The sequence below is a fragment of the Amycolatopsis sp. NPDC004378 genome, from assembly GCF_053602455.1.
The window spans coordinates 195,382-217,541 of record NZ_JBSGDR010000004.1 but is presented as its reverse complement, the minus strand read 5'-3'; the positions used below and the strand labels follow the sequence as shown (position 1 = coordinate 217,541).

At 71.6% G+C, this 22,160-nt stretch carries 19 protein-coding genes; 11 read left to right on the top strand and 8 right to left on the bottom strand.

All coding sequences use genetic code 11. The features are described from left to right. Positions 1-80 precede the first annotated feature (80 nt). The 3 genes from ACWEN0_RS15950 to ACWEN0_RS15940 all read left to right on the top strand — a co-directional run bounded on the left by ACWEN0_RS15950 (position 81) and on the right by ACWEN0_RS15940 (position 1,904). Positions 81-995 (top strand): lytic transglycosylase domain-containing protein, encoded by a 915-nt coding sequence (locus tag ACWEN0_RS15950; protein WP_451973676.1) that lies wholly within the window; start codon positions 81-83, stop codon positions 993-995. 164 nt (positions 996-1,159) lie between these two features. Continuing rightward, entirely contained in the window at positions 1,160-1,549 is a 390-nt protein-coding gene (locus ACWEN0_RS15945) for a hypothetical protein (RefSeq protein ID WP_451973674.1), read from the top strand. Between the two features lie 10 nt (positions 1,550-1,559). Beyond that, complete coding sequence (locus ACWEN0_RS15940) at positions 1,560-1,904, top strand: DUF3817 domain-containing protein (protein ID WP_451973672.1); 345 nt, start codon at positions 1,560-1,562, stop codon at positions 1,902-1,904. Here the strand turns inward: ACWEN0_RS15940 and ACWEN0_RS15935 are convergent. Further along, positions 1,882-3,303, bottom strand: coding sequence for an MFS transporter (locus ACWEN0_RS15935; RefSeq protein ID WP_451973670.1), 1,422 nt, complete (start codon positions 3,301-3,303; stop codon positions 1,882-1,884). The genes ACWEN0_RS15940 and ACWEN0_RS15935 overlap by 23 nt on opposite strands. 132 nt (positions 3,304-3,435) lie before the next feature. On the opposite strand from ACWEN0_RS15935, the gene ACWEN0_RS15930 reads away from it, so the two are divergent. Further along, a complete protein-coding gene (locus ACWEN0_RS15930; RefSeq protein ID WP_451973668.1) occupies positions 3,436-3,996 on the top strand; it encodes a TetR/AcrR family transcriptional regulator in 561 nt (186 codons plus the stop codon). A gap of 18 nt (positions 3,997-4,014) precedes the next feature. On the opposite strand, the gene ACWEN0_RS15925 is transcribed toward ACWEN0_RS15930, so the two are convergent. Together ACWEN0_RS15925 and ACWEN0_RS15920 are read right to left on the bottom strand one after the other, a co-directional pair. Further along, on the bottom strand, positions 4,015-5,607 hold the full coding sequence (locus ACWEN0_RS15925) for a solute symporter family protein (protein WP_451973666.1): 1,593 nt from the start codon (positions 5,605-5,607) through the stop codon (positions 4,015-4,017). Further along, positions 5,604-6,041 carry a DUF485 domain-containing protein gene (locus tag ACWEN0_RS15920; RefSeq protein WP_451973664.1) on the bottom strand — a complete coding sequence of 146 codons (438 nt, stop codon included), beginning with the start codon at positions 6,039-6,041 and terminating at the stop codon, positions 5,604-5,606. The genes ACWEN0_RS15925 and ACWEN0_RS15920 overlap by 4 nt, the downstream gene beginning before the upstream one ends. A 1,007-nt stretch (positions 6,042-7,048) precedes the next feature. Here ACWEN0_RS15920 and ACWEN0_RS15915 point away from each other — a divergent pair. From ACWEN0_RS15915 to ACWEN0_RS15900, 4 genes are read left to right on the top strand one after another with little or no spacing between them, the layout of a single operon-like run. After that, the gene (locus tag ACWEN0_RS15915) at positions 7,049-11,134 is read left to right on the top strand and encodes a nitrate- and nitrite sensing domain-containing protein (RefSeq protein ID WP_451974293.1); all 4,086 of its coding nucleotides are present in this window, start codon (positions 7,049-7,051) and stop codon (positions 11,132-11,134) included. Continuing rightward, positions 11,131-11,583, top strand: a complete 453-nt coding sequence (locus ACWEN0_RS15910; protein WP_004561253.1) for a roadblock/LC7 domain-containing protein — start codon at positions 11,131-11,133, stop codon at positions 11,581-11,583. Before ACWEN0_RS15915 ends, ACWEN0_RS15910 begins: the two co-directional genes overlap by 4 nt. 7 nt (positions 11,584-11,590) lie before the next feature. Further along, complete coding sequence (locus ACWEN0_RS15905) at positions 11,591-12,310, top strand: DUF742 domain-containing protein (protein WP_451973662.1); 720 nt, start codon at positions 11,591-11,593, stop codon at positions 12,308-12,310. Between the two features lie 28 nt (positions 12,311-12,338). Further along, a complete protein-coding gene (locus ACWEN0_RS15900) occupies positions 12,339-12,902 on the top strand; it encodes a GTP-binding protein (protein ID WP_285454006.1) in 564 nt (187 codons plus the stop codon). Positions 12,903-12,945: 43 nt separating this feature from the next. Here ACWEN0_RS15900 and ACWEN0_RS15895 read toward each other — a convergent pair whose 3' ends face one another. From ACWEN0_RS15895 to ACWEN0_RS15885, 3 genes are read right to left on the bottom strand one after another with little or no spacing between them, the layout of a single operon-like run. After that, entirely contained in the window at positions 12,946-13,593 is a 648-nt protein-coding gene (locus ACWEN0_RS15895; protein WP_451973660.1) for a DUF899 domain-containing protein, read from the bottom strand. Beyond that, the gene (locus ACWEN0_RS15890; protein WP_451973658.1) at positions 13,590-14,021 is read right to left on the bottom strand and encodes an SRPBCC family protein; all 432 of its coding nucleotides are present in this window, start codon (positions 14,019-14,021) and stop codon (positions 13,590-13,592) included. Before ACWEN0_RS15890 ends, ACWEN0_RS15895 begins: the two co-directional genes overlap by 4 nt. After that, complete coding sequence (locus ACWEN0_RS15885) at positions 14,014-14,343, bottom strand: ArsR/SmtB family transcription factor (protein WP_451973656.1); 330 nt, start codon at positions 14,341-14,343, stop codon at positions 14,014-14,016. The genes ACWEN0_RS15890 and ACWEN0_RS15885 overlap by 8 nt, the downstream gene beginning before the upstream one ends. A gap of 138 nt (positions 14,344-14,481) precedes the next feature. Here ACWEN0_RS15885 and icmF point away from each other — a divergent pair, with 138 nt between their 5' ends. Then, on the top strand, positions 14,482-17,715 hold the full coding sequence (icmF, locus tag ACWEN0_RS15880) for a fused isobutyryl-CoA mutase/GTPase IcmF (RefSeq protein WP_451973654.1): 3,234 nt from the start codon (positions 14,482-14,484) through the stop codon (positions 17,713-17,715). On the opposite strand, the gene ACWEN0_RS15875 is transcribed toward icmF, so the two are convergent. After that, positions 17,712-18,395, bottom strand: coding sequence for a class I SAM-dependent methyltransferase (locus ACWEN0_RS15875; RefSeq protein ID WP_451973652.1), 684 nt, complete (start codon positions 18,393-18,395; stop codon positions 17,712-17,714). The two genes, icmF and ACWEN0_RS15875, sit on opposite strands and share 4 nt — an antisense overlap. Positions 18,396-18,472: 77 nt before the next feature. On the opposite strand from ACWEN0_RS15875, the gene ACWEN0_RS15870 reads away from it, so the two are divergent. Beyond that, positions 18,473-19,303: an LLM class F420-dependent oxidoreductase gene (locus ACWEN0_RS15870; RefSeq protein WP_451973650.1), complete on the top strand. Its 831-nt coding sequence runs from the start codon at positions 18,473-18,475 to the stop codon at positions 19,301-19,303. Between the two features lies 1 nt (position 19,304). On the opposite strand, the gene kstR is transcribed toward ACWEN0_RS15870, so the two are convergent. Next, positions 19,305-19,943: a cholesterol catabolism transcriptional regulator KstR gene (kstR, locus tag ACWEN0_RS15865; protein ID WP_451973648.1), complete on the bottom strand. Its 639-nt coding sequence runs from the start codon at positions 19,941-19,943 to the stop codon at positions 19,305-19,307. Positions 19,944-20,084: 141 nt separating this feature from the next. Between kstR and ACWEN0_RS15860 the strand changes: the two genes are divergently transcribed. Continuing rightward, positions 20,085-22,133: an acyl-CoA dehydrogenase family protein gene (locus ACWEN0_RS15860; protein ID WP_451973646.1), complete on the top strand. Its 2,049-nt coding sequence runs from the start codon at positions 20,085-20,087 to the stop codon at positions 22,131-22,133. Positions 22,134-22,160: the final 27 nt, after the last annotated feature.

Below are 22,160 nucleotides of genomic sequence, written 5' to 3'. Positions count from 1 at the left end.
TTCTGGACGGCCCGCGTAACGCTAACCTGCGCGGGCTCGTTGACAGATCGTCGGCAACCACGCTGGAGGACCGGAGTTTCGTGCGCACGAGTACCGGAAAGACCGAGGACGACCCGGTCGGCGACGACGCCGGCGAAGCCGCCCCCGCCGTACCGGCACCGGCGGCGCGCGCCGCGAGTGCCGCGGTGCTCACCCGGCTGATCGTGGTCGTCGCCGTGCTGGCCGTGGCCGGCGGCGGTGTCTGGCTCGTCACCCGCGCGTCGACGCCGGAGGCGAGCCCGACCACCACCGAGATCCCCGCCCTGCAGGTCAAGGCGGCCGACGTCCGCCCGGGGTCGGTGGCCCCGGCCGGCGGCGTCGTCGCGGGTGGCGCCGAGCAGCAGACGTCTCCGCAGCAGGCCCGCAGCACCGGCCCGGCGACGCTCTCGCAGTGGGCGGCCCAGGTCGCCGCGGCCAGCGGCGTCCCGGCGCGGGCGCTGCAGGCGTACGGCAACGCCGAGCTGGCGATGCGCGCGGACCAGCCGGGGTGCAAGATCTCGTGGGCGACGCTGGCCGGCATCGGCCGCATCGAGTCGAACCACGGCCAGTACGCGGGCGCGGTCCTCGGCGCGGACGGCCGCCCGTCCAAGCCGATCATCGGCGTCCCGCTCGACGGTTCGTCCGGGGTCCAGGCGATCGGCGACACCGACGGCGGCCGCTACGACGGCGACCCGACCGTCGACCGCGCGGTCGGCCCGATGCAGTTCATCCCGAGCACGTGGCGCAAGTGGGCCTCGGACGGCAACGGCGACGGCCTCGGCGACCCCCAGCAGATCGACGACGCGGCCCTGGCGGCCGCCCGCTACCTGTGCGCGGGCGGCCGCGACATGGCGAGCCCGGCGGGGTGGTGGGCCGGGATCCTGTCGTACAACAACTCGACGGAGTACGCGCAGAAGGTGTTCGGCCTGGCGGACGGGTACGCGAAGGCCGCGCAGTCGGTGCGCAAGCAAGGCTGACGAGCCCGGCTGGTCCACAGGCCGGGCCGAATGTGGACAACTCGCGCCGGATCGCCCGCGAACCTGAGGATCGTCGGCAGCCGCCGATAGACTGGACTGGGGACGCCCCCCGAGGAGAGGGCGGGGCCGGGGCCTCTCAGGCGGTCAGTGCTAGCGTCGAAGCCGTGCCAGCTTCCCCGCCGCCGGCCGCCTCCCCCTGGGGACGGCGGCTCGTGATCGTCGCGACCAGCCTGGTGAGCCTGCTCGTCTGCTGCGGGCTCGCCTGGTGGCAGTGGGACCGCTTCATGTCGGCCAGCGGCACCTTCCAGAACCTCGGCTACGTGCTGCAGTGGCCGCTGTTCGGGCTCTTCCCCGCGTTCATGTTCTGGCGGATCCGCAAGCTGAACCAGAAGGCGCGAACCGAAGAGCCGGCGCCCGAACCGGCCGTGAAGCCCGAGGTGCCCGCTCCCCGTCCCCGCCCCGACGTGGTGCACGCCGACGAGGACGAGGAACTGGCCGCGTACAACCGTTACCTGCGCGAGCTGAACGCCCGCGACCAGCAGGCCGCAGAGTGAGGACGACCCGATGACCACCAGCACCGAAGGTGCCGCCCAGACGGCGGTGCCGCTCACCGGCCCCCTGGTCCGGTTCCGCACCGCCGCCTACGTCACCGGTGTCGGCCTGCTCGGCCTCTGCTTCGTGATGGTGCTGCGCTACGGCTTCGGCAACCCGACGCCGTCGGCGGTCTACTCGCCGATCCACGGCGTGCTGTACATGATCTACCTGGTGCTGACCATCGACCTGGCGATCAAGGCCCGCTGGTCGATCAAGGGCACCGTGCTGGTGCTGCTGGCCGGCTGCGTCCCGTTCGTCTCGTTCCTCGTCGAGCGCCGGGTGACGCACCGGGTCAAGGCCGGGCAGAAGCTGTAACCCGGCGGAACGTCAGCGCCACCAGGACCGTGCCCGCCGCGAACACCGCGGCCGTGGCGAACGCCGAGGTCATGCCGTCGACGACGAGCCCGGCCCCGGTCGCGCTCGACGAGCGGGTCGTCGCGCCGAACACCGTGATCAGCACGCCCAGCCCGAGGGTGCTGCCGACCTGCTGCATCGTCTGCAGCACGCCGCCCGCGGCGCCCGCGTCGTCGGACGGCACGGTGGCCATCACGATCACGTTGAGCGGCGCGAACGCGAGCCCGCCGCCGAGTCCCATCAGCACCAGCGGCCCCAGCAGTGCGGGGAAGTACGCGCTGTCCGCGGTGAGCTGGGCGAGCCAGCCGACGCCGGCGAGCATCAGCAGCGTCCCGGTGACGGCGAGCGGCTTCGGCCCGTAGCGGGGGAGCAGCCGCGGCACGAGCCGGCTCATTGTGAAGATCAGCGCCGCCATCGGCAGGAACGCGAACCCGGTGGCCAGCGCGGCGAAGTGCCGGATGTCCTGCATGAACTGCGTCAGGAAGAAGAACATCGACATCATCGCCATCGGGCCGAGGAAGAAGTTGACGTAGGCCGCGCTGCGGTTGCGGTCCGCGAACAGCCGCAGCGGGACCAGCGGCATCGCGGTGCGGGCCTCGATCGCGACGAACGCGGCCAGCAGCGCCAGGCCGCCGGCGAGCGAGCCGAGCGTCACGGCGTTGCCCCAGCCGTCGGACGCGGCGTGGGTGAAGGCGAACACGAGCGAGCCGACGCCGAGGGTGCCGGTGATCGCGCCGGGCAGGTCGAGCCGCGCGGGGCGGCGTGCGGGCTCGGGCACGAACCGCGGTGCGAGCAGCACGATCGCGAGACCGAACGGGACGTTGATGAACAGCGCCGCGCGCCACGAGATCCACTCGGTGAGCAGGCCGCCGACGATCAGGCCGATCGCGAAGCCGCCGCTGGACATCGCGGAGAACAGCGCCAGCGCTCGGACGCGGGCCCTGGCCTCGGAGAACGTGGTCGTGACCAGGGCCAGGGTGCTCGGACCGGCCATCGCGGCGCCGACGCCCTGCAGGACGCGGGCGGCGATGAGCAGGGCGGCCGAGTCGGCGAGGCCGCCGGCCAATGAGGCGAGGGTGAACAGGGCGGTGCCCGCGACGAACATCCGGCGCCGCCCGAACAGGTCGCCCGCGCGGCCGCCGAGCAGCAGCAGGCCGCCGAAGACCAGGCTGTAGGCCGTCATCACCCAGGACAGGCCGGTGGGGGAGAACCCCAGGTCGGCCTGGATGCGCGGGAGCGCGACGTTCATGACCGTCGCGTCGAGGATGAGCATGAGCTGGCAGGTGAGGATGATCGCGAGGACCAGCCCGCTGCGACGGGCCGGTGCCGCGGGCTCGTCGAGGACCGTTTGCTGGGTCAAGGGATACTCCCCCAAGGAGCAACGAGAAGTGGAGAGATTCTCCACTTGGGGACGATCCGATAATATGGAGATCGTCTCCGGATGCGCAAGCGAATTCGGAGAATCTCTCCGGTTAAAGGCGAGGAGGCCGGGATGCCGGGTGCGGACTCGGAGCGTCCGATGCGCGCGGACGCGCGGCGCAACTACGAGCGCATCGTCGCGACGGCGAAGGACCTCTTCACCGCGCAGGGCGCCGACGTGCCGCTGGACGACATCGCGAAGAAGGCCGGGGTGGGAGCGGGCACGCTGTACCGGCACTTCCCGACGCGCGAGAAGCTGTTCGAGGCGGTCTACCGCGACGAGATCGAGGTGCTCGCCGACCGCGCGTACGTGCTGCACGACGAGCTGCCGCCGTGGGAGGCCCTCGAGGCCTGGCTGGGGGAGCAGGTCACCTGGGTCGTGGAGCGGCACAAGCTCGCCACGATCCTCAAGGAGTCGATCGACTCGGGCTCCGAAACCTTCCAGTACTGCCAGGTCCGGCTGCGCGAGGCGGTCGGGGTGCTGGTCGACGCGGCCGAGGGGCTGATCCGCCCCGACGTCGCGGGGCCGGACGTGCTGCGGCTGGGCCACGGCGCCGGGATGGCGGTGCGCAACTGCAGCCCGGAGGACGGGAAGCGCGTGCTGGACGTGATCCTGGACGGCCTGCGCGCGTGACGCAGGCCGCCCAGGGCCTCAGCTGCCGATCCCGGTGAGGGACCGGACCTCCATCTCGGCGTGCTTGTCCGCGTCCGCCTTCGGCTTGCCCACCAGGGTGCCGACGAACCCGCAGAGGAACGAGAACGGGATCGAGACCAGGCCCGGGTTCTTCAGCGGGAACCAGGCGAAGTCGACGCTCTTGAAGATCGCGTCCGGGGCGCCCGACACGACCGGCGAGAAGAGCACCAGGATCAGGCTCGCGGCGAGGCCGCCGTAGATGCCCCACAGCGTGCCGGTCGTGTTGAACCGCTTCCAGAACAGGGAGTACAGCAGCGTCGACAGGTTCGCCGACGCCGCCACGGCGAACGCGAGGGCCACCAGGAACGCGATGTTCTGCCCGTTCGCGAGCACGCCGCCGATGATGGCCAGCGCCCCGACCGCGATCGCGGTCAGCCGCGCCACCCGGACCTCGTCGGCCGGTTCCGCCTTGCCGCGCTTGAAGATGTTCGCGTAGACGTCGTGGGCGAAGGAGGCCGACGCGGTGATCGTCAGCCCGGCCACCACGGCGAGGATCGTCGCGAACGCCACCGCGGCGATGATGCCCAGCAGCAGCGTGCCGCCGACGTGCAGGGCCAGCAGCGGGGCCGCCGAGTTCTCGCCGCCGGGCGCGGCCTTGATCTCGTCCGCGCCGACCAGCGCGGCCGCGCCGAAGCCGATTACCAGCGTGCACAGGTAGAAGAGGAACATGCACGCCGTCGCCCAGACGACGCTTCGCCGCGCTTCGCGGGAGTTCGGCACCGTGTAGAAGCGCATCAGCACGTGCGGCAGCGCGGCCGCGCCGAGCACCAGCGCCAGGGCCAGCGACACGAAGTCGAGCTTGGTGGTGCCGTTCTTGCCGTAGGAGCCGCCCGGCTCGAGCAGCTTGTCGCCGAGCGGGCTGTTCTCCGCGGCCGAGGAGAGCAGGTTCGAGAACGAGAAGCCGAACTTGCCGAACAGGAACACCGTCAGCAGCGCGCCGCACAGCAGCAGGATGGTCGCCTTGATGATCTGCACCCACGTGGTGCCCTTCATCCCGCCGACCAGCACGTACAGCACCATGACCAGGCCGACGACGCCGATCACCAGCGCCTGGCCGAGCTTGGAGTGCACGTTCAGCAGCAGCGCGACCAGGCCGCCGGCGCCCGCCATCTGCGCCAGCATGTAGAAGAAGGAGATCACCAGCGTCGACGTCGCCGCCGCCGCGCGGACCGGGCGCTGCTTCATCCGGAAGCTGAGCACGTCGCCCATCGTGAACCGGCCGGTGTTGCGCAGCAGTTCGGCGATCAGCAGCAGGTCGACCAGCCAGGCGACGAGGAAGCCGATCGAGTAGAGGAAGCCGTCGTAGCCGTGCATCGCGATGGCGCCCGCGATGCCGAGGAACGACGCCGCCGACAGGAAGTCGCCCGACAGCGCGATGCCGTTCTGGCGGCCGGTGAACGCGCTGCCCGCGGCGTAGTAGTCCGACGTCGAGGAGTTCCGGGAGCTGGCCCGGTAGACGACGTAGAGCGTGATCGCCACGAACAGGGCGAACACGGCGGTGTTGACGAGCGGGTTGCTGGCGGGCGCCCCTTCGGCGGCGAGGGCGGTCATCGGCGGGTCCCTTCCGTCAGGCCGGCGCGGGCCCGCAGTTCGGCGACCCGGGGGTCGACCTGGCGGCGCGCGTAGCGCAGGTAGAGCCAGGTGACCAGCGCGGTGCTGGCGAACTGGCCGATGCCGAGCACGATGCCGACGTTGACCTGCCCGAACACCTTGGCGCTCATGAAGTCGTGCGCGTACGCGGCGAGCAGCACGTAGGTCATGTACCAGGCGAAGAAGGCGAAGCTCATCGGGAAGACGAACGACCGGAACCGCCGCCGCAGCGAGACGAACTCGCGGCTGGCCTGGATCGCGGCGTAGTCGGGACCCGTGCGGGGAGCGGGCCGTCGGTGCTGGGCGCCCGGCGGGCGGTCCCCGGTGAACAGCGCCGGCATCCGGCCGGTCTCTTCGAGCGGGTTGCCCGCCGCGGGACGCGCGACGTCGTACATGGGTGCCTCCGGCAGATGTGCCTGGCGTGGCGGCGGGGCCCCGGGCGCCTGCGGACAGGGCGCCGGGCCGCCCTTGCGGACTGCGAGTCGACATCGTAACTACGCCGTCCGGCGGAGCGGGCAGGCGGCCGGGTGGTTCAACGGCGGGAGAACGGTCGGTATTCGGTTTCCCGTCGAAAACGTCGAATGGCTGTTCGCTACAAGATCACGCGCAGATCACCCGTAATGATGAGAAAAATTGTGACGCGACGTTGTCGCGTTCGGCCCAGCCTGCGGCGAACGAGCTAATCCGGCCGGATGCGGGTGACCAACTGTCACTCAGAGTGGTCAAAGTAGGGTTCGGTAGCGCAGTGGAGGGTCCTCCGGCTGCGGGCGTGGCGGGGAAGATCCACAGGTCGGCGCGGGGTCCCGAAAGAAATCACCAGGTCGGGTCACGCCACTGCGCAACGCCACAACATCGGGCACATCTTGAGACTTGACCCACCCGATGGGGGTACGGAGTGTAGATCGTCCGAGGTACGCTGCTGCCCCGCCTGGGCTAATCGGGTGACGGCCGAACGCCTGGGTGAGACGCGTCCGGTAACCGGAATTCCCTCTTCGGGGACGCCGAGGCGTAATGTCGTCGCCCGAGCCCGCCTCCGAAAGCGCTTTTCGCAGGTCAGCGACCGAACGGGGAACACAATTGACCGACCGGGCTCCGGGGGTACGATTCTTTGGCCCAGCTGACTCAGCGATCGATTGGCACCGATAAAGTTGATCTCCACGACCGTGCAGAACGCAAGTTGCGCCGTGCACGTGCACTGTCCCTTGCACGGGAAGCGGTGCCGGCCCGGTGACGGGCGCACGGTCGGCGGGGCAGCCGGGGACGAGCGAAGGCGCCGGCGAGGCGGCCGGGCGCGGACGGCACGACCGTCCGACGGCCCGCCGCCCGCCGGGACGCCGCGCCGACTCGGATCCATGACGCCGGACAGGGAGTCACTTACGTGACCGTTGCAGGAGAAGGTCAGGTGCCCGTGGGGGAGCTGCTCGGCCGGGCGCCCCGGCGGTCGAAGGGGAAGGAACTGTGGCGCGCCCTCGTGCGATGGCGCGACTGGAGCCTCCCCGTGAAGCTCTCGGCCGTCACGGTGGTGCCGATCGTCCTCGCGCTGGTGCTCGGCATCACGACGATCGCCGCCCAGGTCGGCCGCTCGGACGACTACCAGCGGCTCGACCGGCTGGTCGCCCTCGGCGGCCAGACGCGCGCGCTCACCGGTGCGCTGCAACAGGAGCGCACGGTCACGGCGGCGATGCTGACCGAGGGGACCGTCGGCGGCACGCCCGAGCTCGCCGCGGCCCGCAAGGCCACGGACGCGGCGGTCGGCCCGTTCACCGACGCGCAGTCCCGCGCGTCCGGCGTCGAGCCCGGCGTGGCCGGGGCGGCCGGCGCGGCCACCGCGCAGGTCAACAACCTCGGCTTCCTGCGCCGCCAGGTCGACGGCGGCCAGCTCGACCCGGCCCAGGCCGTCAACTCCTACTCCGGGATCACCGGGTCCCTGATCGGCCTCGACACCGCAGCCACCGCGGGCGCCGGCGACGGCACGCTCGGCGGCACCCCGGCCGGGCTGCACGAACTGCTGGTCGCGGGCGAGCAGGTGTCGGTCAGCCAGGCACTGGTCTCCTACGGCATCGCCCGCTCGGCGCTGTCGCCGAGCGAGCTGGCCACGCTGCGCGCCGCCGAGCTGCGGCTGGCCGACCGGCTCGTCGACTTCCGCTCCGCGGCGGGCGACACGCTGCAGCGCGACTTCGCGGCGATCGCCGAAGGCGCCCAGGCGCAGAGCCGGGCCCGGATGGTCGAATCGGTGCTGAACGCGCAGGGCACCACGGTCGACAACGCGTTCCGCGCCCTTTCGGCGGCCGAGTGGAACTCCGCGTCCTCGGCGATGCGGACGCAGATCAGCCAGGTCGCCGACCGGCTCGGCGCGTCGGCGTCGGCCACCTCGACCCAGCTGGTCGACGAGGCCAGCAGCGGCGCGGGCCTGCTCGCGGTGGTGCTGTTCGCGACCATGGTGCTCGCCGTCGCGGTCGTCTTCCTCATCACCCGCCAGCTGCTGCGTTCGCTGAAGGCGTTGCGGCGCAGCGCTTTGGACGTCGCCGAGACCGCGCTGCCCGAGGCGGTCCGCAACATCCAGGAAGGCCGCGCGCAGAGCACGGACGTCGTGCCGGTGCCGGTGCGGACCGAGGACGAGGTCGGCGAGGTCGCCCGGGCCTTCGACAAGGTGCACCACCAAGCGCTGCGGCTCGCGACCGAGCAGGCCGCGATGCGCACCGGCTTCGGCAGCGTGTTCGTCAACCTGTCCCGGCGCAGCCAGAGCCTGGTGCAGCGGCAGCTGCAGCTGATCGAGCAGCTCGAGCGGGACGAGGAGGACGCCGACCAGCTGGCGACCCTGTTCCAGCTCGACCACCTCGCCACCCGGATGCGGCGCAACAACGAGAACCTGATGGTGCTGTCGGGCGCCGAGCCCGGCCGCCGGTCCGGCAAGCCGGTCGGCACCACCGACATGCTCCGCGCCGCCGTCTCGGAAATCGAGCAGTACCAGCGGGTGCAGGTGCAGCCGCCGCCCCCGGCCCGGATCGTCGGCTACGCCGCGAGCGACCTGATGCGCCTGGTCGCCGAGCTGCTGGACAACGCGACGGCGTTCTCGGCGCCGGAGACGTCGGTGACTGTGGCGTCGCGGCTGGGCGAGGACGGCTCGCTCCACGTCGACATCCTCGACAAGGGCATCGGCATGAACGAGGCCGAGGTCGCCGAGGCGAACACCCGGCTGACCGAGGCCGGGTCGGTCGACCTGGCGACGTCGCGCCGGATGGGCCTGTTCGTGGTCGGCCGGCTGGCCAGCCGCCACCACATCGGGGTTTCGCTGCACGGCGGCAAGGACATCGTCGGCGTCCGCGCCACGGTCGTCGTCCCGGCGGAGCTGGTGATGCCGGTGACGGACGGCCCGCGGACGGGCCCGATCGGCTCCCTGCAGCAGCACCCGACGAGCCCCGCGGCGGGCAACCAGCTGCCGCGCCGCCAGGTCAACGGCACCTCCCGGCCGCGGCCGCTGGTCCCGCAGCAGCCGGCGATGGGGGAGGAGCGCTGGCCGTCGGCGAGCGACCTCGCCGGCCTGGCGAACGGGCACGGCCCGGCCGTCCGCCCGCCGTCGGACCTCGAGATCTCCGGGACGGCGCTGTTCGCGCCCCTCCCGAAGGACGACGACGTCCCGCCGCCGCGCCCGACGCTGCCCGCGGTGCTGCCGGTGCCGCAGCCGCCCCGCGCGGACGACCTCCCGGCGGGCAAGGACCTGTTCTCCGCCAACGAAACCACGCTCAGCGACTGGTGGAACCAGGCGACGGCGAAGCCCGAACCGGCGCCCGCGGCCCCGGCCCCGGACCGCTCGGAGACGACGCCGATCTTCGACGAGATGCTGTCGGCGTGGTTCCGCGAGGAGAAGCCCGCTCCGGCCGCTCCTTCGACTCCGGCTGCTCCCGAGGCGAAGCCCGCCGCGGCGGAGCCCGAGGGCCTGCGCAGCTGGGACTTCGCGAGCGACGAGAACTTCCGCACGGTCCAGGCGATCACGAAGTCGGAGCCGACGGCGTTCACGGAGAAGGGCCTCCCCCGCCGTCGCCGCGGCGAGCAGCTCCTCCCGGGCAGCGCGACGCCGACCTCGCCGGCCCCGGCCACCCCGGCCCCGCCGCGATCGGACCTCCCGGTCCGCGACCCGGCGGACGTCCGCGGCCGGCTGAGCAGCTTCCAGCAGGGCGTCACGAGGGGCCGCCAGCAGGCCCGCCAGGCAGCGGTGAACCCGACGGCGGCCTCCGCTTCGGCCGACGCGGGACAGCGTGGACCTGCGGCAACGCAGCCGCGCGGCCCGGTGGCGGGCATGCAGGCCGATCCGGCGAAGCCCGCAAGCCCGCAGGGCGACCCGGCCCAGAGCGGACCTGCTGGAACGTCGGCGGGACCCGTGGCCGGAACGCAGGCTGACACTCCGCAAGGAGCTGCGGCCGGGACGCAAGCCGAGGCTTCGCCGGGCCTGCCGCAGCCTGCGGCCGGGACGCGGGCGGATGCCGCGCAGGGGCTGGCGGCCGGCGCTTCGCCTCAGCCGGGTCCGCGGCAGCCTGCGGCCGGCACGCAAGCCGATGGACCGGCAGCTCAGCCGGGTGGCGACGGGCGACGCCCCGCGGCCGGAACGCAAGGTGATGGGTCAGCGGTTCAGCCGGGTGGCGCCTTGCCGCAGCCGAGTCCGCGGCAGCCTGCGGCCGGGGCCCACACGGATGCCGCGCAGGGGCAGGCGGGTGACGCTTCGCCTCAGGCAGGTCCGCGGCAGCCCGCGGCCGGGACGCAAGCCGATCGGCCTGCGGCGCAGCCGGGTGGCGCTCTGCCGCAGCCGGGCCCGGGGCAGCCCGCGGCCGGGTCTCAGGATGCCGCTCAGGGGCCGACGGGTAACGCAACCGCCTCGCCGCAGCCGGGCCCGCGGCAGCCCGCGGCCGGAGACTCAGGGCAGCACCCTGCGGCCGCGTTCCCGCAGCCGGGACAGCAAGCGCCCGGCAGCGAAGCCCAACAGAACGGCCTGCCCAAGCCTCGAACGGCCCCCGGGCAACAAGGCGGCCTCCCCCAGCGGGGCGGCCCACAGCCCGGTGCGGCCCAGCCGGAGGAGCCACTGCCGCAGCGGGCGGCGTTCGAAGAGCCCGGCCGGCCGGCCGCCCCGCCGTCTTCACTGCCGTCTCGGCGGCCCGCCGGTGGTCAGGCCGAGGCTCCGCGCCGGGAAGAGGCTGCTGTCGAGGCCACCGCCGAGTGGAACTTCGGGACCGACGAAGGCTGGCGGACCGTGCAAGCGGTGTCCCAGTCGGCGCCCGCCACCTTCACTTCGGCAGGATTGCCCCGGCGCCGTCGCGGGGAGCAGCTGCTGCCCGGCAGCGCCGGACCGCCCACCGGGGCCACGGCCCCCCGACCACAACGGGACGCACACGACGTGCGCGGCCGCCTGCGAAGCTTCCAGCAGGGCATCGAGCGCGGGCGCCACCGCACCGCTCGGGCGACCGAGACCAACCACGAGACACTGGAGGGTGAATGACCTCGCCGAGTAGCGCTCAGCCGACGCAGAATCAGTTCGGCTGGCTGGTGAACGACTTCGCGGAGCGGGTGCCCGGCGTGGCGCACGCCGTGGTCGTCTCGGCGGACGGCCTGCTGCTGACCGCGTCGAACCGGCTGCCCCTCGACCGGGCCGACCAGCTCGCCGCGGTCGCCTCGGGCCTGGTCAGCCTCACCCAGGGCGCCGCCCGGTGCTTCGAGGCCGGCGCGGTCAACGAGACGGTCGTCGAGATGGAACTGGGGATCATGGTGCTGATGTCGATCAGCGACGGGTCCTGCCTGGCCGTGCTCGCCGCCCCCAACTGCGACATCGGCCAGGTCGCCTACGAGATGACGATGCTCGTCGACCGGGTCGGCCAGATCCTGACCCCGGAGCTGCGCGCCCAGCTCCAGGGCTCGGGTGGGTCGCTGATCGGCGAACCGGTGGGATGATGGCGCGATGAGCACGGGGTCCGGATTCGGCGGCGAACCACCCGAGGGGCAGCGGCCCCCCGGGCGCGAGGACGACGGCACCTTCGCCGACGTCCTCAACGGCTTCACCCTGGATTCCGGCCGTGCCCGCCGGAAGCGCAAGAAGAGCAAGGAGTCCCCGCCACCCCCGGCCGCCGGTGCGCACGCGGCCGCGGAACCGCCGGCGCCACCCGCGCCGCCGGCCGACCAAGGAGATCGAGTGACCTCTTTAGTCTCTCCCCCCGGCAGTACCGACGGGGACAGCCCCAGACCAGGGGGCTTGTTCGACCCGGGCCCGCCCAGCGGCGAGTTCGTCATGCCCAGGGTGTTCGAACAGGCACCCCCGCCCGAAGACCAGACCGCGATCGTGCGGCCGTACGCTCTCACCGGCGGCCGAACCCGGGCCAATTACGCGCTGGAGCTGGAGACACTGATCTCCACGAAGGACTACGCTGCCACCGGTGGCTTCCCCGAGGTGGCCGCGGAGCAGATCGAGTGCCTCTCGATCATGGAAGAGTGCCGGACCCCCCGTTCGGTCGCCGAGATCGTTTCGGCCCTGCGGGTGCCCTTGGGCGTGGCCCGGGTGCTGATCAGCGACGCGGCGGACGCTGGGCTGGTCACGGTGCACAAGACGATAACGGGCAATGACGGCGCCGAGGCACATCTGGTGTTGATGGAAAGGGTTTTGAGTGGACTCCGTCGGCTTTAAGGCACCGCGGGACACCGCGCCCCCGACCATGACATCCGCCAAGATCGTGGTGGCTGGCGGTTTCGGTGCGGGGAAGACGACCTTCGTCGGGTCGGTGTCGGAGATCGTGCCGCTCACCACCGAGGCGATGATGACCGACGCCAGCGTCGGCGTCGACAACCTCGACCACACGCCGGGCAAGTCGACGACCACGGTCGCGATGGACTTCGGCCGGGTGTCGCTGGACGCCGACCTGATCCTCTACCTGTTCGGCACGCCCGGGCAGCAGCGGTTCTGGTTCATGTGGGACGACCTGGTCCGCGGCGCGATCGGCGCGGTGGTGCTGGCCGACACGCGCCGGCTGGCCGACTCGTTCGCCCCGATCGACTTCTTCGAAGACCGCGGTCTGCCGTACATCGTCGGCATCAACACGTTCGACGGCGTGCTGGAGCACGACATCAACGACGTCCGCGAAGCCCTGTCGATCGACCCGAACATCCCGATCGTCCGCTGCGACGCCCGGGACCGCGAGTCGACGAAGCAGACGCTGATCACGCTGGTCGAGTACGCCATGCGCCAGTGGATCGCGCTCCGGGCGGCCAAGGCCCGCTGACGCCGTCAGGGCCCGGGGGAGCACCCCGGGCCCCGGCGCGTTCTCAGTACTCGTCGTGGCGGCGCCACCACGAGCTCGGCGCGTCGTCGCCGTGGCTTTCCTCTTCCCACGCCTCCTGACGCCCCAGCGGCGTCACGTCCAGGTAGCGGTGCGAGGCGAGGAACATCTCGCCGCCCCGGCCGGACGTGAAGTACGTCCGGAAGACGTCGTCGCCGTCGCGGAGGAAGACGCTCACGCCGAAGCCCCTCCCGACGCCGCAGTCCTCGGTGAAGGTGCTGCCGTGCGCCGACACCCACGGCACGTCCCAGCCCATCCGCTTCTTGTACCGCTCGATCTCGGCGAGCGTCGCGGGCGCGACGACCTTGAGCGTGACGTCCCGGGCGTGCAGGTGGGCCAGGTGCGGCAGGTTGTCGACGACCAGGGAACAGCCGGGGCAGCCCGCTTCGTCGCCGGGGTGCAGCATGAAGTGGTAGACGACCAGCTGACGGCGGCCGTCGAAGAGGTCGAGCAGGCTGACCGGTCCGCCGGCGCTCTCGAACCGGTACTCCGCGTCGAACCGGACCATCGGCAGCCGGCGGCGCTCGGCGGCCAGCCGGTCGGCCGCCTTCATGTGCGCCTTCTCCTTGACCAGCAGCGCGTCCCGCGCGGCCTGCCATTCCGCCGGCGTGACGATCTCGGGCAGAGCGGTCATCGGTCGTCCTTTCCTCGGAGGTGGCCGGCCAGGTCGTCGAAGCTGGACGTCCAGCCGTCGTGGTGGCCGTCGCGCTCGGCGGCGGCCGGGAAGCCGGTCTGGGTGAAGGTCATTTCGGTCTTGCCGCCGAGGTCGGTGAAGTCGATCGCCACCAGCGTCTCGCCGCCCTCGGCCTCCCACGCGAACGTGAACACCAGCCGCCGCGGCGTGCTGATCTCGCGGTAGACGCCGTGCATCCAGTGCTCGTCGCCTTCGGGGGAGCGGATGCAGGCCCGCCAGCGGCCGCCGGGCCGCGGGTCGACGGTGACGGCCGGGCAGGTGAAACCCCGGGGACCGAACCAGTGCGCCAGGTGGTCCGGCTCGGTCCAGGCGGAGAACACGAGCTCGCGCGGGGCGTCGAAGACGCGGGTGATCTCCAGGTCAGGCATCGCCGGTCAGGCTCCTCAGGTGCTCCTCGAGGCGGTCGAACCCGTCGTCCCAGAACCGGCGGTAGGTCGCGACCCAGTCGGCGACGTCTTCCAGCGGTTTCGCCTCCAGCCGGCAGGGCCGCCACTGGCGCGTGCGGCCTCGGGTGATCAGCCCCGCCTGTTCCAGCACCTTCAGGTGCCGCGAAACCGCGGGCAGGCTCATCGTGAACGGTTCGGCGAGCTCGTTCACGGTCGCTTCGCCGGCCGACAGCCGCGCGAGGATGGCCCGCCGGGTCGGATCGGCGAGCGCGGAGAACGTCCGGCTCAACGGGTCAGCAGTCATTTCAGCACCTTGTTAATTAACGGACTCGTTAAACATAGTGCCGAGCTGGACGTTGTCAAGTTCTCCTGGTGGGCCGCTGAGATCCGCGTCACGGGTCTTCGGGTTTCCAATAGTAGGAAGTCAAAGTATTTTGGAGGGATGAGCAGTGAGCTGTACCGCCCCGCGCACCCCGTCCGGTTCGTCACGGCCTCGAGCCTCTTCGACGGCCACGACGCGTCGATCAACATCATGCGGCGGATCCTGCAGTCGCAGGGCGCGGAGGTCGTGCACCTCGGCCACAACCGGTCGGTCGACGAGGTGGCCACCGCGGCCATCGCCGAGGACGTCCAGGGTGTGGCCATCTCTGCTTACCAGGGCGGGCACGTCGAGTACTTCTCCTACCTGGTCGAGCTGCTGCGCGAGCGCGGCGCCGGGCACATCAAGGTCTTCGGCGGCGGGGGCGGGGTGATCGTGCGCGAGGAGATCGAGCTGCTGCACTCCCGCGGCGTCGCCCGCATCTTCTCTCCCGAGGACGGCTACGAGATGGGCCTCCCGGGCATGATCAACTCGATGATCGAGGCCTGCGACGTCGACCTCGCCGCCCAGGCCCCGGCGCTGGACAAGGTCCTTTCCGGCGACGTCGCCTCGCTCTCCCGCGTCATCACCCAGCTGCAGGCCGAGAAGCTCCCCGGTGAGCTGCTCACCGGCATCACCGAAGCCACGGGCAAGCGTGAGGTACCCGTCCTGGGCATCACCGGCACCGGTGGTTCGGGCAAGTCCTCGCTCACCGACGAGCTGATCCGCCGCTTCCGCCTCGACCAGGAGGACAAGCTGCGGATCGCGGTGCTCGCCGTCGACCCGTCGCGGCGCAAGGGCGGCGGCGCGCTGCTCGGCGACCGCATCCGGATGAACTGCCTCGACGGCTCCCCGGTGTACTTCCGGTCCCTGGCCACGCGCACGACGTCCGGCGAGATCCCGGCCGGGCTCAGCGAGGCGATCCTGGCCTGCAAGGCCGCCGGGTTCGACCTGGTGATCGTCGAGACGCCGGGTATCGGCCAGGGCGACGCCGGCATCGTCGACTACGTGGACAACTCGCTGTACGTGATGACGCCGGAGTTCGGCGCCGCGTCGCAGCTGGAGAAGATCGACATGCTCGACTTCGCCGACGTCGTCGCGATCAACAAGTTCGAGCGCCGCGGCGCCGAGGACGCCCGCCGCGACGTCGCGCGCCAGCTGGTGCGCAACCGCGAGGCCTTCGACTCCGGCCCGGAAGACATGCCGGTGTACGGCACGAGCGCGGCGAAGTTCAACGACGACGGCGTCACCGCGCTGTACCAGCACCTGCGCGGCATGCTCGCCGAGCGCGGGCTGACCGTCTCGGCCGGCACGCTGCCGCAGGTCGAGGGCAAGGTCTCGACCGACGCGTCGACGGTCATCCCCGGCACCCGGGCCCGCTACCTCGCCGACATCGCCGAGACCGTGCGCGGCTACCACGCCAAGACGCAAGCGCAGGTCGCCGCGGTCCGCAAGCGCGAAGCCCTGGCGCTGGCCCGTGAAGAACTGGGCAAGGTGGACGCCTCGACCGACGCGCTGGACGGGCTGCTCGCCGCGGCCGAGTCCGATGTGGACGGCGAGGCGACGAAGCTCCTCGAGCGCTTCAAGGCGCTTTCGGAGGAGTACCGCCAGGACGAGCTCGTCGTCAAGATCCGCGACAAGGAGCTGCGCACGCAGCTGTGGCGCGACACGTTGTCCGGCAACCGGATCCCGCGCGTCGCCCTGCCGCGCTACGCCGAGTCCGGCGAGCTGCTGTCGTTCCTGCGCCGCGAGAACCTGCCGGGCTACTTCCCCTACACCGCGGGCGTTTTCCCGTTCAAGCGCGAGGGCGAGGACCCGGCGCGGATGTTCGCCGGCGAGGGCGACGCGTTCCGCACCAACCGCCGGTTCAAGCTGCTTTCCGAGGACTCGGAGGCGAAGCGGCTCTCGACGGCGTTCGACTCCGTGACCCTCTACGGCCACGACCCCGACACGCGCCCGGACATCTACGGCAAGGTCGGCACGTCCGGCGTGTCCATCGCCTCGCTCGAGGACATGAAGGTCCTTTACGACGGCTTCGACCTGACCGCGCCGAACACGTCGGTCTCGATGACGATCAACGGCCCGGCGCCGACGATCCTCGCGTTCTTCCTCAACACCGCGATCGACCAGAAGCTCGACGAGTTCAAGGCGGAGCACGGGCGCGAGCCGTCCGACGCCGAAGCCGCCGAGCTGCGCGAGTGGGCGCTGAAGAACGTGCGCGGCACGGTGCAGGCCGACATCCTCAAGGAGGACCAGGGCCAGAACACCTGCATCTTCTCCACCGAGTTCAGCCTCCGGATGATGGCCGACATCCAGGAGTGGTTCATCGCCCACGGCGTCCGCAACTTCTACTCGGTGTCCATTTCCGGTTACCACATCGCCGAAGCCGGGGCGAACCCGATCTCGCAGCTGGCGTTCACGCTGTCCAACGGCTTCACCTACGTCGAGTCGTACCTCGCGCGCGGCATGGACATCGACGACTTCGCGCCGAACCTGTCGTTCTTCTTCTCCAATGGCATGGACGCGGAGTACTCGGTGCTCGGCCGGGTGGCGCGGCGGATCTGGGCCGTGGCCATGCGCGAGCGCTACGGCGCGAACGAGCGGTCGCAGAAGCTCAAGTACCACGTGCAGACGTCCGGGCGGTCGCTGCACGCGCAGGAGATGAGCTTCAACGACATCCGCACCACGCTGCAGGCGCTCTGCGCGCTGTACGACAACGCGAACTCCCTGCACACCAACGCGTTCGACGAGGCGATCACGACGCCGTCGGAGTCGTCGGTGCGCCGCGCGATGGCCATCCAGATGATCATCAACAAGGAGTGGGGCCTGTCGAAGAACGAGAACCCGCTGCAGGGCTCGTTCGTCATCGACGAGCTGACCGACCTGGTCGAAGAGGCAGTACTGCTGGAGTTCGACCGGATCTCCGAGCGCGGCGGCGTGCTCGGTGCGATGGAGACCGGTTACCAGCGCGGCAAGATCCAGGACGAGTCGATCCTGTACGAGCGCAAGAAGCACGACGGCTCGCTGCCGATCATCGGCGTCAACACGTTCCGCAACCCGCGTGCGGGCGAGGACGACATCGAGGTCGAGCTCGCCCGCGCGACGGAGGACGAGAAGAAGTCCCAGCTGGACCGGCTCGCCGACTTCCAGCACCGCCACCACGAGGAGGCCCAGCAGGCGCTGAAGGCGCTGCGTGAGGCGGCCACCCGTGGCGGCAACCTGTTCGGGGTGCTGATGGATGCCGCGCGGGTGTGCTCGCTGGGTCAGATCACGGAGGCGTTCTTCGAGGTCGGCGGCCAGTACCGGCGCAACGTCTAGCGGCGGACCGCTTTCAGCTGCCAGACCGGGACCAGGACCCGGCCGCCGGCGTCGGTGTCCATGCCGGCGAGGCCGGCCGGGTCCGCGTCCAGCATGACCCGGACGCTCTGCCGCAGCTCGTCCGGGTTCATCGACGTCGTGTAGACGGCCGGTTCGAGCTTCTCGATCGTCCAGTCCTTGCCGACGGTCTCGCGCAGGTTGGCTTCGCTGATCAGGTAGGGCGCCGGGAAGGCGTCCGGTACCTGCGGGGAGAACGCGAACAGGTGCAGCCGCGCGCCCGGCCGCGTCGCGCGGGTCAGGGCGGCCAGGTACCGATGCCGCTCGTCCTCGGACAGGCAGTGGTAGAGCGCGCTGTCGAGGACCGTGTCGAAGCGGCCTTCGTAGCCCTCGAGCGTCGTCGCGTCGGCGACCGCGAAGGTGACGTCCTTCGTGCGGGCGCGGGCCTGCTCGATCGCCGACGGCGCGCCGTCCAGACCGGTGACGCTCAGGCCGCGCGAGGCGAGGAACGCCGAGTTGTCGCCGAGGCCGCAGCCGATGTCGAGCACCTCGCCGGTGAACTCGCCGGCGTCGGCCAGTGCGACGACCGCGGGCTGCGGCGCGCCGATGTCCCACGGCATCTTCCGGCCCACCGGGGTGGCGCCCTGGTAGAGCTCTTCGAAGTCGATGTCCTGTACGTCCATGACTACCCCCTTATTCAACGGATGATGAGATCACTCCATCCTGCACCTCCTGTCAACCGGGTGGTAGTCGTAGAAGTATGAAATTCGGGATCTCGACGTTCGTGACCGACGAAGGCATCCGGCCGGACGTGCTGGGCGCGGCCCTGGAGGAACGCGGCTTCGACTCGTTGTGGCTGGCCGAGCACTCGCACATCCCGGTGAACCGCGAGAGCCCGTACCCGGGCGGCGGCGACCTGCCGGAGAAGTACAAGCGCACGCTCGACCCGTTCGTGGCGCTCACCGCCGCGGCCACCGCGACGTCGGAGCTGCTGCTCGGCACCGGGATCGCGCTACTGATCCAGCGCGACCTGATCCACGTCGCGAAGGAGGTCGCCTCGCTCGACCTGATCTCCGACGGGCGCGCGCTGTTCGGCGTCGGGGTCGGCTGGAACCGCGAGGAGATGCGCAACCACGGCACCGACCCGAAGACCCGCGGCGCGCTGATGGACGAGCAGCTGGCCGCGCTCAAGGAGATCTGGACGAAGGACCAGGCCGAGTTCCACGGCACCCACGTCGACTTCGACCCGATCTACGCCTGGCCGAAGCCGGTGCGCAAGCCGCACCCGCCGATCTACATCGGCGGCGAGAGCGAAGCCGCCCTGAACCGTCTCGCCCGTTACGGCGACGGCTGGCTGCTTCGCGGTCACACGCACTTCGACGAGGCGAAGCGTGTCCGCGGCTGGCTGGCCGACCAGGGCCGGTCAGACGTGGAGTTCGCCGTCTTCGGCGGCGACGAGCGCCCGAAGATCATCGACGGCTTCCGCGAGGCGGGCGTCGAGCGCTACACGTTCCTGCTGGAGACGATGCCGGAAGCCGAGACGCTCAAAGCCCTGGACGAACTGGCGGCCCTGGCGGCCACGCACCACTGAGTCACTTGTCCAGCAGCAGGTGCACCGACAGCTCGAGGCGGTTGGCGACGTCGGCCGCCGAGGCGCGGCGGGTCACCCAGGCCACCAGGTTCGCCATCCAGACGTCCGCGACGACGTGGAAGATGTCGCGGTCGGCCTCGGTCGGGTCGTCGATGCCCATGGCCTGGGCGAACATGTTCTCCATCAGCCGCCCGACCTGCTCGACCTCGGCGGCCGCGGACGTGTCGGCGAACATGAACGCCCGGACCATCGCCTCGGTCAGGTGCGGGTCGCGCTGCATCAGCCGGGTGTTGCGGCCGAGCACGAACATCAGCCGCTCGGCCGGGGTCTCGCCGGGGATGGCCTGGCGCTCGAGCTTCTCCTGCGCTCGCTCGAACTCGCGCGCCAGGCCGGAGACGAGCAGGTGGATCTTCGAGGGGAAGTAGCGGTACAGCGTGCCGAGCGCGACGTCCGCCTTCTCGGCGACCGCCCGCATCTGCACGGCGTCGTACCCGCCCTTCGCGGCCAGCGCGAGGGTGGCGTCGATGATCCGGCGGCGGCGGTCGCGCTGGGCGGCCGAGCCGAGTTCGTCGGCCCCGATCGCGCTCAGGCCGTTGCCGCGTGCCTTCGCCGGCGCTTTGGCTTTGCCGGGCATCGGCATTCCCCCGTCCTTCGGAACTTGTTCCAGTTCACGACGTAGAGTACCTGTCCTGGCGAAACGTTCAACAACTGACCCACTGGCCGAAAAACTGTAACACGTTCTACACTCGCGAGTAGTGTCCGTCACCCGCGAGGAGGGCCCATGCCGGTTGCGCTCACCGAGGAACAGGTCGCGCTGGCCGAGGCGATCCACGCCTGGTCCGCCGCGCACCACCCGCGAGAGGCGGTTCGAGCGGCGGAAACCGGGTCCGCGGCGGGTGTTCCCGCGGGCTTCGCCGAGCTCGGCCTCTTCGGCGTCGCGCTGCCCGCGGCGGCCGGCGGAGCCGACGGAACCGTCGCCGATCTCGCGGCCGGGCTGGCCGCCGCGGCCGAAGAACTCGTTCCCGGTCCGGTGCTCGGCACGGCGCTGGGCGGCCTCCTGCTCGCGGAGGTCCCCGAAGCGAAGGAGCTGCTCGCGGCCCTCGCCGAGGGCGAGGCCACGGTCGCGGTGTTGCTGGACCGGCTCATCGACGGCGTCTCGGGGCCGGTGCCGGGAGCCACTCCCGGGTCCTGGCTGCTCGTGCCGGTCGAGGGCGGTCACGTGTTGCTCGCGCCGGGGACGCCGGGGGTGACCGTCGAGCCGCTGACGCCGTTCGACTTCTCGCGTCCGCTGGGGCGCGTCCGGTTCTCCGGTGTCCCGGCCGAGGTCCTGACCCTGCCGCCGGTCGAGCCGCTGGCGGCGACCCTGGCCGCGGCCGAGGCGGCGGGCGTGGCGCGGCGGTGCCTGCGCGTCGCCGTCGAGTACGCCAAGGTCCGGGAGCAGTTCGGCAAGCCGATCGGCGCGTTCCAGGCGATCAAGCACCTGTGCGCCGAGATGCTCAGCCGCGCCGAAGCCGCCGAGGCGCTGGCCTGGGACGCGGCGGCCGGGCAGCACCCGCTCTCCGTGGCGAGCGCGGCCGTCGTCGCCCTCGACGCGGCCGTCGCCAACGCGAAGGACTGCGTCCAGGTGCTCGGCGGCATCGGGTTCACCTGGGAGCACGACGCGCACCTCTACCTGCGCCGGGCGGTGGCGTTGCGCCAGTGGCTCGGCGGGGCGTGGCGGCGCCGGGCGGCTTCGCTGGCGCTGGCCGGGACCGAGCGCACGCTGGGGGTCGACGTCGGGGACGACCCCGCCTTGCACGAGGAGGTGGCGCGGATCGCCGCGCTTTCCGGCTCCGGCCAGCGAGTCGCCCTGGCCGACGCGGGGTTGCTGACCCCGCACTGGCCGGCGCCCTACGGCCGGGGCGCCGATGCGGCCGAGCAGCTGCGGATCGACGGGGCTTTGGCGGCCGCCGGCGTCCGCCGTCCGGACCTGGTGATCGGCGCGTGGGCGGTGCCGACGATCCTCGAGCACGGTTCCGACGAACAGCGCTCGCGGTTCGCGCGGCCGACGCTGCGCGGGGAAATCACGTGGTGCCAGTTGTTCAGCGAACCGGGCGCGGGGTCGGACCTGGCGGCGTTGCGGACGGCGGCCCGGCGCGTGGACGGCGGCTGGCGGCTGTCCGGGCAGAAGGTGTGGACGTCGCTGGCCCGCGAAGCCGACTGGGGGATCTGCCTGGCGCGCACCGACCCGGACGTGCCCAAGCACAAGGGCATCACGTACTTCCTGGTCGACATGCGCGCCGAGGGCATCACGACGCGGCCGTTGCGCGAGATCACCGGCGACGCCGTGTTCAACGAGGTGTTCCTCGACGACGTGTTCGTGCCGGACGCCGACGTCGTCGGCTCGCCGGGCGGCGGCTGGCGGCTGGCGCGCACGACCCTGGCCAACGAGCGGGTGGCCCTCGGGAGCGGCTCGGCGGTGGGGGAGAGCGTGCAGGCGCTCGTGTCCACTGTGGACGCCGCGGCGCTGGACGACGTCGCGCTGGACCGGCTCGGCGGGCTCGTCGCCTTCGGGGTGGCGGGCTCGGTGCTGGACCTGCGGGCGGCGCTGCGGCGGCTCGGCGGGCAGGACCCGGGCGCGGAGTCGAGCGTGCGGAAGCTGCTCGGCGTGCAGCACCGCCAGGACGTCGCGGAGTTCGCGCTGGAGCTGGCGGGGACGGGAGCGCTGGTCGCGGGCGGCGAAGTCCAGCACGAGTTCCTCCTGACGCGCTGCCTGTCGATCGCGGGCGGCACCACGCAGGTCCTGCGGTCCCTGACCGCGGAACGGTTGCTGGGCCTGCCCCGCGGCTGATGCCCCGCCAGTCACGTGTGATGCCCT